The organism is Rhodanobacter sp. OR87, from assembly GCF_000473345.1.
GTDB classification, from domain to species: domain Bacteria; phylum Pseudomonadota; class Gammaproteobacteria; order Xanthomonadales; family Rhodanobacteraceae; genus Rhodanobacter; species Rhodanobacter denitrificans.
This window is the reverse complement of sequence record NZ_AXBJ01000009.1, coordinates 144,517-155,139: the sequence shown is the minus strand read 5'-3', so window position 1 is coordinate 155,139 and position 10,623 is coordinate 144,517. Positions and strand designations below refer to the sequence as shown.

8 protein-coding genes are annotated in these 10,623 nt (G+C 62.8%); 1 reads left to right on the top strand and 7 read right to left on the bottom strand.

Going from position 1 to position 10,623, the window contains the following annotated elements; genetic code table 11:
- Positions 1 to 63: 63 nt before the first annotated feature.
- Complete coding sequence (locus tag RHOOR87_RS0110420) at positions 64 to 1,044, top strand: IS5 family transposase (RefSeq protein ID WP_007509076.1); 981 nt, start codon at positions 64 to 66, stop codon at positions 1,042 to 1,044.
- 228 nt (positions 1,045 to 1,272) lie between these two features.
- Here RHOOR87_RS0110420 and RHOOR87_RS0110415 read toward each other — a convergent pair whose 3' ends face one another.
- The 7 genes from RHOOR87_RS0110415 to RHOOR87_RS0110385 form a co-directional block, all read right to left on the bottom strand.
- Positions 1,273 to 1,752 carry a GtrA family protein gene (locus RHOOR87_RS0110415; protein WP_231381762.1) on the bottom strand — a complete coding sequence of 160 codons (480 nt, stop codon included), beginning with the start codon at positions 1,750 to 1,752 and terminating at the stop codon, positions 1,273 to 1,275.
- Positions 1,753 to 1,764: 12 nt separating this feature from the next.
- Positions 1,765 to 2,946 (bottom strand): MFS transporter, encoded by a 1,182-nt coding sequence (locus RHOOR87_RS0110410; RefSeq protein ID WP_007509081.1) that lies wholly within the window; start codon positions 2,944 to 2,946, stop codon positions 1,765 to 1,767.
- Positions 2,947 to 3,030: 84 nt separating this feature from the next.
- Positions 3,031 to 4,239, bottom strand: coding sequence for a HAMP domain-containing sensor histidine kinase (locus RHOOR87_RS0110405; RefSeq protein WP_231381761.1), 1,209 nt, complete (start codon positions 4,237 to 4,239; stop codon positions 3,031 to 3,033).
- A 25-nt stretch (positions 4,240 to 4,264) separates the two neighbouring features.
- Positions 4,265 to 4,942 (bottom strand): response regulator transcription factor, encoded by a 678-nt coding sequence (locus RHOOR87_RS0110400; protein WP_027484974.1) that lies wholly within the window; start codon positions 4,940 to 4,942, stop codon positions 4,265 to 4,267.
- An 8-nt stretch (positions 4,943 to 4,950) separates the two neighbouring features.
- Positions 4,951 to 8,085, bottom strand: a complete 3,135-nt coding sequence (locus RHOOR87_RS0110395; protein ID WP_007509087.1) for an efflux RND transporter permease subunit — start codon at positions 8,083 to 8,085, stop codon at positions 4,951 to 4,953.
- The gene (locus RHOOR87_RS0110390) at positions 8,082 to 9,131 is read right to left on the bottom strand and encodes a hypothetical protein (RefSeq protein ID WP_007509090.1); all 1,050 of its coding nucleotides are present in this window, start codon (positions 9,129 to 9,131) and stop codon (positions 8,082 to 8,084) included. Before RHOOR87_RS0110390 ends, RHOOR87_RS0110395 begins: the two co-directional genes overlap by 4 nt.
- On the bottom strand, positions 9,128 to 10,543 hold the full coding sequence (locus tag RHOOR87_RS0110385; protein WP_007509092.1) for a TolC family protein: 1,416 nt from the start codon (positions 10,541 to 10,543) through the stop codon (positions 9,128 to 9,130). Before RHOOR87_RS0110385 ends, RHOOR87_RS0110390 begins: the two co-directional genes overlap by 4 nt.
- Between the last annotated feature and the right edge of the window lie 80 nt (positions 10,544 to 10,623).

Genomic DNA, 10,623 nt, shown 5'->3' with positions numbered 1-10,623 from the left:
GGATGCTCTGATTTATTCCCGATCTGCGGCATCATAGCGACAGACCTCAGGAAGCACCCGTCGATGAAGCAACGTTCCTTTGCCTCGCTCAGTTTCGAGTCCAAGAAGAAGCCGACGCGGCGGGAGAAATTTCTTGGAGAGATGGACAAGGTGGTGCCGTGGGAAGCGCTGTTGGCGTTGATCGCACCCGCCTATCCGACGTCTGGCCGACGTGGCCGACCGCCCATGCCAGCAGCGACCATGCTGCGCATCCACTTCATGCAGCAATGGTATGCGCTGAGCGATCCTGCGATGGAAGACGCGCTGTATGAGATCGAGTCAATGCGGCGCTTCGCTGGGTTGGAGTTGAACGAGGAGGCGATCCCGGATGAGACAACGATTCTCAAATTCCGCCGGTTTCTGGAACAGCACGGCTTGGCGGTTCGGATTCTCGAAACGGTGAACTCCTACCTCGGTAAACAGGGCTTGCTCTTGCGTCAGGGCACTATCGTGGATGCCACGATCATCCAGGCTCCGTCGTCGACGAAGAACCGCGACAAGCAGCGCGACCCCGAAATGCATCAGACGAAGAAAGGCCAGCAGTGGTACTTCGGCATGAAAGCGCACATCGGAGTGGACGTTGAATCGGGCTTGGTGCACACGGTGACCACCACACCAGCAAACGTGGGTGACGTGACGGAAGTAGACAAGCTGCTGCACGGCAAAGAGAAGACGGTGTACGCCGATGCCGGTTACCAGGGTGCCGAGAAGCGAGCAGCCAAGCGCGGTCGCACTTGGTACATCGCTGCCAAACGCGGCAGCGTCAAGGCGATGCCCGAAGGTGAGTTGAAGGAAGCGGTGAAGCACACCGAACACATGAAGGCAGCGGTTCGTTCCAAGGTAGAGCACCCGTTCCGGGTGGTGAAGCGCCAGTTCGGCTATCAAAAAGTGCGTTTCAAGGGACTATTCAAGAACACCGCGCAGGTACTGACGTTGTTCGCACTCTCAAATCTTTGGATGGCACGGCGAACGTTGCTGACTTCCGTAGGGGAGGTGCGCCCGTGAGGCACCCAATCATGGTGATTCGGCGCAAAACGGCACCGTGACAGTGCTGGAACTGCTCAAAAGTCATCTTTCTATGTAACAAGACCGGAAGTTTTGGCACGGCCGTCTGGACGGCTGTTTCGAACTTCATTGATCAGAGCATCCCTAATGGGAGACATGGTGCGGCGGAAAATGCGCACCAAAGTGCACTACATCGACCGAACGCATTCGGTCGATGCAATTACCGTATCAGTGGCTGTGAAACACCAGCTTTGACTGGACGACATAGGAAATCAAAGCGCCCGTGATTCCTGCAATGAGAAAGATCAGACCTCCCGACAATCCCATGGTTGTCCCCCATGCGGTGAGCCCCGAAACGAGTGCCGCATTGCCCAGCTGGAGCGCCGCATAGCGTGGGAGTGCCTGTCGCTTCGGCGCATCACTTTGAAATGTAAGCCGGCGCTGCATCCAGAATGTCGGCGGAATGGGCAGTAACGTTCCGCAGATCGCTGAAACGACCTCGCCGACGTGAAACACATAATGCAAGACCATCGAAATGCACAGATAGAGCAGGAATCCAGTACCGCCCGCGAGGAAGAAGAAAAAGGTTCGGCGGACGCCCTCATTCAAGGCGATCGATCTGATAGACATGCTTGAATAACTCATTGAGTGTTGACGCGACGAGAGAGCAGTCGCATGTTTGCTGGAGATAGCCGATTGAATAAGCACGCTGTCCATCCTTCAGATAGTTGCCGCACGCCGTGTCGGCAAGATCACCCACAACAGTACCGCGCTCACGATGGCCAGGACGCCGAACGCCCCGAACGCGGTACCTGCGGTGGACTGCTGCCAAATGACGCCGAACATCAACCCGGCAGGGATGGCTCCCAACCCCGAAATCATCGTGAACCACCCGAAGGCGGTACCGCGGTCAGCTTCCGTCGCCAAGGTGCTGACCAGCGTTTTTTCCGCGCCTTCGCCGACGCCGCTGAGCAACGCATAGACGATCACGACGATCCACAGGCCCAGGATATTTTCCACGAACGCGAACAGCAGCAAGCCCACGCCGTAGGCCAACCAGGTGAAGGTCACGACCCCGACTTTGTTGAAACGGTCGGAAACCTTTCCGGCACGCCAGGCGACCCCTGCTTGCACAGCGCACAACACGGCCCAAAGCAGAAGCACCTGGACATTGCCCATACCGATTTCGTGAGCACGTAACAGAATGAAACTCTCCGACGCACTGGCGAAGGCAAAAAGCATGAAGACGGTCAGGAAACGCCGCGATGGAACGGTCAACGCACGCCAGCGCAAAGGCGCTGGCGCCGTTCCTGGCTTGATCGTTTTCGCCGGCACATCCTTGACGAGAGTCATCAAAACCACCAGCGCGAGGGCCGCGGGAATGGCCGATAGCATGATGACCACGCTGATGCGATGGCTGATCCACAGCAATGCCGCCGCAGCGATCAGGCTGCCGCCGACCGCGCCGGCGTAATCAAAGGCGCGATTGATGCCGTACGCATACCCCCGCAATGCCGCCGGCGTGGCATCGGCCACCAACGCATCGCGGGGGGCACCACGCACCCCCTTGCCGACGCGGTCGAGACTGCGCAGCAACAGCACCATCGGCCAGTTGAGCGCCAGTCCCACGAGCGGTCGCGCGATGCTCGACAGACCATAGCCCATGATGACGAAGATCTTGCGCCGGCGCCCACGCACATCTGAGCGACGACCGGCCCACAAACGAAACCCGCTGGCGACCGCATCCGCCACGCCATCGACGAGGCCCATCGCCACCGGACCCGCACCCAACGTCGTGACCAGCAACAGCGGGATCAGCGGTGCAACGATCTGCGACGACAGTTCGTTGAGAAAGCTCACGACGCCGAGCACGATGACGGTCTTGGAAACGGTTGGCCTCATCGTTCGCGTTCAACGAACGGGATGGGGTCCCATGGGTCCCTCTTTCCCGAGTCAGCGGCGGTCTGTGACGTATCGGGGCGGCCGTCATGCATGGTTGGAGTCCGCAAAGGTGAGCGTCAACGGCTCACCGGGCTGCTGTGGCCAGCGCACCGTCCATCCCAACCGTTCGCATAGACGACTGATCAAGGTCAACCCGAAGCCATTGTCGGACCGCTGTTGGTCGACATTCGGCGGCGTCTTCTCACCAGCCTCCGGCCAGGGGCTGAGTTCGATGCCCGCGGAGGTAATGGCAACGGATACCGCGGCCCCATTCGAAAGTTCGACCGCTCGGCGTAGCAATTGCCCAAACACCAACGATGCGGCACGTGGGGGAGCCAGCACGGTGACGCTGGCATCGCCGTGCAATTTCACCGACGTCGACGTGGCCTGCATCTGCTCGTCGACGAGGTGTTGCCATATGGCCCACACCGGAACAGGTTCGGCAACGATCGCCATGTCCGTCTCGTGACGGGCCAAGTAAAGCAGTGCATCGAGCAGATCGGTCAATTCAGTGGTACGCCGCCGCACCCGCTCGATGGCACGTTGGCCGGGAAGGCTTACCGTGGGGTCTTCCGCCAGTAGATCGACGCTTGCCTGTATCACCGACAGCGGTGAACGCAATTCATGACTGGTGTCTGCGGTGAACTCCCGTTCGCGCGTCAGGAACGCATCCAAACGTGCCTGGTAGTGCTCGAAGGCGACCGCCAATGCACCGACCTCGTCATTGGCGAAGTGGGTACGAAGCCGGTTATCACGACGGGGCGGCGCCGATGCCTCGACCCATTGCGCCAGTCGCTGAACCGGGGCAATCAGCCGACCGGCCAGGAGAAGGCCCAGCGCGCCTGAGACTAGCGTGCCGATCAGGATGACACCGGCCATCAACCAGCGCAGGAAAACTTCGCGCTGGGCGATGTCGCTCAGATCGATGACGAAGTACAGCCGCTGTGCGCCGTCGTCCGAGACGGCGACATAGGTTTCCCGATTCCCTTCGCGATCCAGTATGTGTGTCCCCGGTGGCAGGCCGGCCATTTCTGCGGGTACATCATGGCGATCGCTCACTCGGCTCACATACGCATAGATCCGCTGCGAGGCTGGTAGGGGCGTACTGGGTTGAATGTGAAGGTGTGCGATCAGGTTGCTGGTTTCGACCTGCAGCAACTCCGTCATCAGGATGCGTTCGAAGTCGGCCATCGAGGTGAGGGCCACGGCGGCGAACAAGCTGGACAACACCACGCCGAAGGCGAGGAACGCCAAGATAATCCGGGTGCGGAGAGTGAATCTAGGACGCATCGTCATCCGCCAAACGGTAGCCGATACCATGCACGCTGTGCAGTAGGGGTTTCTCGAAGGGTTTGTCGATCGCTTGCCGCAGGGCATGCAGGTGCGTGCGCATGGCATTGGGGTCACCCACCGCCTCGCCCCACAGCGCCCGTGCCAAATCCGCATGGCTCACCACGAGCGGCGAGCGACGCATCAACACCTCCAGCAGGCGCAGGCCGGCACGGGTCACCGTGACGGAAACACCCCCACGGCGAACCCGAAAACGAGCGGCATCGTATTCGAGATCAGCGACCTGCAGGGGCGCACCGAGCAGGGGCTGCACGCGTCGATGCAGCGCATGCAGCCGCGCCACCAGTTCCTTCATAGCGAACGGTTTGACCAGGTAATCGTCCGCACCCTCGGCGAAACCGCGCAGCTTGTCGTCCAGGGTCTCGCGGGCCGTCAACATCAACACCGGCATGTCGTGCTGGGCAGCGCGCAGATGACGGCAGACCTCCAGGCCATCCAGACGTGGCAGCCCCAGATCCAGCACGATCAGATCGTGCGTGCCCGTCAACGCCAGACGCAACCCGGTCATGCCGTCGTAGGCATGATCCACCGCGAAACCATGCAACTCCAGGTAATCCCACAGAGTGGTGGCCAAGTCGCGATTGTCTTCGATGAGCAGCACGCGCAACATGATCGTTAGGCCACCGCGGGGTTGGCGTCTTCCGGCGTATCGCGCTGGAAACGACCGTAACGCAGGGCCAGCGTGGGCAGCACCAGCAGATTGAGCGCCGTGCTGGTAACCAGCCCGCCGAGAATGACCAGCGCCATCGGTCCCTCGATCTCGCGACCCGGAGCACCACTGCCAATCGCCAGTGGAAGCAGCCCCAAGGCGGTGACCAGCGCCGTCATCAAAATGGGCGAGAGGCGTTCTTGCGCGCCGCGCAGGGCGGCCTCCGGCCCCCAGGTCATGCCTTCGACGTTGACCAGATGGTCGTAGTGCGACAGCAGCATGATCGAGTTGCGCAAGGTGATGCCAAACAGGGTGACGAAGCCCACCATCGAGCCGATGGAAAGGCCGCCGCCGGTGGCGAACACCGCCAGCACGCCGCCGACCAGCGCGAACGGCAGGTTGGCCAGCACCAGCAACAAACTGCGCATGCTGCCGAGCACCATGAACAACAACAAGACGATGGCGACACCGGCGATCAGTGAGTTGATCAGCAGATCATGCGTGGACTGGCTCTGCGCCGCCGCTGCACCACCAAACTCCACGTAGCTGCCGGGCGGCAGCGCGACCTTGGCGGCAATCTGTTGTTTGGCGGCGGCGACAAAGGCCGACACGTTGCCCCCGCTCACATTGGCGGTCACGGTCTGCACGCGTCGGGCGCCGTCGTGCAACACGACGTAGCGCCCCGCATCTTCGTAGATGTCGGCCAGTTCCTTCAGCGGGACATACGTGCCGGCGGCGTTGCGTATCGGCAATGCCCCCACTTCGGCCACCTTTCCGCGTTGTTGAGGCGCGAGGATGACTGAGACATTGAACACGCGGTTACCGTCGTAGACCTGACCGACCTGGTCGCCTTGATACGCGGTGCGGATGGCATCGAGCACTGTCACGGCATCGAACCCCCAGCGGGCCAACGCTTGTTTGCGCAGGCGCACCACCAACTGCGGCGTCCCCGGCGGTGACTGCACCTGGACATCCGCTGCGCCAGGCAGCTGCCCCAGAATTTTCGCGACGTCCGCCGCCTTGGTGTCGAGTGTGTCCAGGTCGTTGCCGTAGATATTGACCGCCACGGCGGCGGTAAAGCCCGACAGGGTTTCTTCGACACGTTCCGTCAGGAAGGTCTTGACCGCAAAGTTGACGCCGGGAAACGGTGCCAGCGCCTTGCGAATATCCGAGACGGCCGCTTCGGCGGCATCGCCGCTGAGAGGTTTGAGATCGACGTTGAATTCGCTGTATTGCGTGCCCCACGTGTCATCCGCCTTTTCGGCACGTCCCGCGTTCTGCGCCACCGAACGAACGAAGGGCAGCTTCAGCAGCGCGGCAGTCACATGGTTGCCGATACGGATCGACTCCTGCAGCGAGGTTCCCGGCACCGCCGACATGTGGACGATGAAATGGCCCTCACGCAGCTCCGGCAGAAAGCCGCCCCCGAAGAACGGCAGCGCCGCCACCGCCATCAGCGTCAGCACGAGGACCACGGTCATGACCGCACGGTAGCTGGTCTCTACCCGCAACAGCACGCCGCGATACCGGTCCTTGGTCCAACGCACCAAGGGAGCCTCGCGTTCCGGCAACGGGCGGTTGGCCAACAGCAAGTAGCACAAGGCTGGGGTGACCGTCATGGCCACCAGCAGCGAGGCGAGTGTCGCCAGCACATAGGCAATGCCCAACGGCGCGAACAGACGGCCGGCGATGCCCGACATGGTCAGCACGGGAATGAATACCAGCGCGATCGCCAGCGTCGCATAGACCACCGCGCTGCGCACTTCCAGCGAGGCGTCCAGCAGCACCGCGAAGACGGGACGCGGTACCTCGGCATGGCGATTCTCGCGCAGTCGGCGGTAGATGTTCTCCACCACGATCACCGCATCGTCCACCAGCAAACCGATGGCGATGGCCAATCCACCCAAGGTCATAGTGTTGAGGCTGAAGCCGAAGTATTCCAGCACCGTCACGGCGGCGAGCAGCGACAACGGGATCGCCACCAGCGAGATCGCGGCCGTGCGCAGGTTGTAAAGGAACAGCATCAGCACGATCACGACCAGCACGCCGCCGATCAGCAGCGAGGACTTGATGTTGCCGGTTGCGGTCGTGATGAAATTGGCCGGACGAAACAGATCGGCATGCAGGGTGATGCCCTGCGCGGTCAGACCGGACTTCATGCTGGCCAACGCCTTTTCCACGCTCTGAGTCACGACAAGCGTATTGGCGCCGTATTGCTCGGAAATCACCAGTTGCACAGCCGGATGGCCCATGACCGAGGACGCTCCGATGGGCGGCTCCGGCGCGACGACCACCTGCGCGACATCGCCCAAGGTGACATTGCCGCCCGCCTGATGCCGCACGATGGTACCGGCGATCTCCTGCACGGCGAGCGCCTGACCGTCGCTCTGCAGGACGATGCGCTGATTGGGCGTGTCGATGAAACCGGCACCACGCACCCCCGTGGCCCGCCGCGCCGCCGTCAGGACGTCGTCAACCGCGAGATTGTATTTGAGCAATTGCTCCGGGCGGATCTGGACCTGGTATTCCTTGGTGTCACCGCCGAACACCGCGACCTTCGCGACGCCCGGTACCGCCAGCAACGCCGGTTTCAGCGTCCAGTCGGCCAGCGTGCGCAGCTCCATCAGTGATCGCTTGTCGGAGGTCAGACCGATATCCAGCACCACACTGGTGGAAGAGGTCAGCGGCGACATCACGGGCACCTGCACGCCTTGCGGCAGCTGGGTGGCGAGCGCGCCGAGACGTTCCCCGAGATTCTGCCGATCCCGATAGATGTCGCTGCCCGGATTGAAGGTGATAGTGATCACCGACAAGCCCTGGATCGATTGCGAGCGCAGCGCCTGCAGTCCCGGCAGACCGTTGATCGCGTTCTCGATCGGCTGGGTCGCCAATACCTCCACCTGTTCAGGCGCCAACCCCGGGGCTTCGGTCTGAATCGACACCTGCGGCGGGGCAAATTCAGGAAACACGTCGTACTTGCTGCGCGACAGCGTGAGCGCGCCATAGACGATCAGGATGCCCGCCAGCACCAGCACCACGCCGCGAAACCGCAACGAGAAGCGGACGATCGCCGCCAGCAGACCCGGTGCGTCCTGCCTCATTGCTTGTCTCCGTCTTCACCGACGGCAATGCGTGAACGCTGCTCTTCCGACAGCAGCAGTTGCGCGCCCGTCGCCACGATCGGTTCGCCCCGCGCAAATCCCTGGGCCACGAACCAGCCACCGTCCACCGGGTTGTCGACCGGCAGCGCATGGCGCACAAAACGATCGGGCTGGTTGCGGCTATAGACCCACGAGCGACCCTGCCACCACACCACCGCCGAGCCGGGAATCATCGTTCCCTGGACCACCGTGCCCGAGGGTAGATACGCGGTGATCGCCATGCCAGGCAGGAGACCCTCAGCGGACACGGCATAGAAGAAACTGAGCCCTTGCAAACGGGGGTCCGTGCGTGGCGCGGGCGAGATCAAGGTGGCGGCGTGAAAGTCCCCGTTGACGGTCTGCACGCGCGCCTGGACAGGGGGGGCGAGTGCGGTGACCGCGGGCAGCACCACCTGGACGAGGACTTGCTGGCGGGTGGCCAGACGCGTAAACAACGACGTATTCGCGGCCGCCGCCTTCGCCAGGACGTCGCCCCATTGCTGGCTCGCGGTCTGTTGCGCGGCGGTCAGCGCGGCTTGCGCTGCCCGCGACGCGGCTTGGTCGGCATGCCACACCGCGGCGGCCGCCTGCAAGGCCTTGTCGGAAATGTTCCGTTCGTCACGATGCAACGACTGCAGTCGCTGGTATTCGGCGTGGGAAGCCTGCAGCGCGGCGTCGGCTTTGTCCGCCTGGGCCTGGGCGGCGACGTCGGCGTTGCGCAACGCGATCAGATCCGCCACATCCAGCACCGTACCGAACGTCTGCAGCATCGGACGATGGGCCATGGACTGTGGCGTGACCACGACGATCCCACTCTGCTTTTGATCCGCGGCATCCAGCGTGACCGCCGTCAGATCCTGCACTTGCGAGACGCGCGACGGCGCCTTCACCGGTGTCTCGCGCTGGGCCTCCGTAGCACGCTCCTTCTGGCCGGCCAGGAATCCCCAGACCGCTAGCGCCAGCACGATGGCACCCAGAAGGGCCGCGAGAATGGATTTCTTGTTCATGGCTGGGAATCCTGCATGCGGGGCGCGTTTTCAAGGGTATGAATGTCGGTCGCAAGTGCACCCAAGGGGTGCCGCATGGCATCTTCGAGCGCGCCCAGCGATTGCTGGGCCTGCAGGAGGGTATCGAGACGGGCCAGTTCGGCCGCGGCCAATTCCACCTGGGCGCCGATCAGACTCAACCGATCCGTTTCGCCCGCCCGGTACAGCGCTTCGGCGGAAAGGGATGCCTTGCGTTGGGCCGCCAGCAAGGCATCGGCCGTGGCGAGTTTGCGGACGACCTGGCGATAACCGGCCAGCGCCTGATCGACTTCGCCGATCGCCTGCGCTTGCACGGCAAGAAAGTTGGCGGCCGCTTGCTGACGACGCGCTCGGGCTTCGGCGATCGGGCCCTGATTGTGGTTGAGCAACGGCAGTACCAGTGACAACCCCAACGACCACTTGGCCTGTGCGGCATCCCACAGAAAGCCCGGACCGAGCGTGATGTCGGGATATTGTTTCGCCACTTCGCCTTGCAACGCGGCCTGACTGGCTTCGTAGTCCGCCAGTGCCGCGCGGACGTCGGGTCGATCCCGCAGCGCTTGCCGTCGCACGTCATGCGACGGCAGCGCGCTCAGGGGTGGTACCTGCTCGAACGCCGTCAGCGACAGCGTGATGCCATCAAGCGCACTCACGGGCAGGCCCAGGGCCGAGGCCAACTGCACCCGGTTTTCTGCGAGACGCTTCTGCGCCTCCTGCAGATTCAAGCTGAGCTGGTTGAGCGTGATGCGTGCCTGGGTGAGCTCCGGTTGCGATGCCTCCCCGGTTGCCGTGCGCCGTTCGATCAACCTGACCAGCTCCGCTTGTCGCTCCTGTTGTCGACGCAGCAAGGGCACGGTGGGATACACGCCAAGCAAGCTGCTGCGCACGCGACGGCGTACCTGCCACGCGGTCTCCGCGATATTCAAGCGTGCCGCTTCGGCCAGTTGCTGCGCCTGTCGAATCCGGTCGCCGCGCTTACCTGCCGTCTCGATCGGCACATTGAGCGTCGGGCCCACCGTCCAGGGCCCGACGCCAGCGGGTGCATCGACGTTGTACTGATTGGTGAAATCCAACGTCGGATTCGGACGGGCGCCGGCCGTGATCACCGCCGCCTCGGCAACGCGCCATTTCGCGCGCGCCACATCAAGATCCGGCTGATAGTACAAAGCCACCCACGTGAGGGAGCGCAGATCCCAGGAGGATGGCGTCGTGGTCGTGGTCGGCGTGGCGTCATGGCGTTGCAGAAACACCTGCAGCCCCGGATCGCGCAGCGACCGTTGCTCGAAGGCAGCGACGGTGGTGGCCGGTTCCAGCGGTCGTGGCCGATAGCTTGCGCAGGCGGTCAAACCGAGCGTCAGTCCGATGACCAGGAGGCGTGTAGCGTGCTTATTCATGAATCTTCCGCGCAGGAGATCAGTCGGTTCCTTCGAGGGAAAGGGCATCGTGCGAACCCTGCCTTCCCGTCAGTGTCATC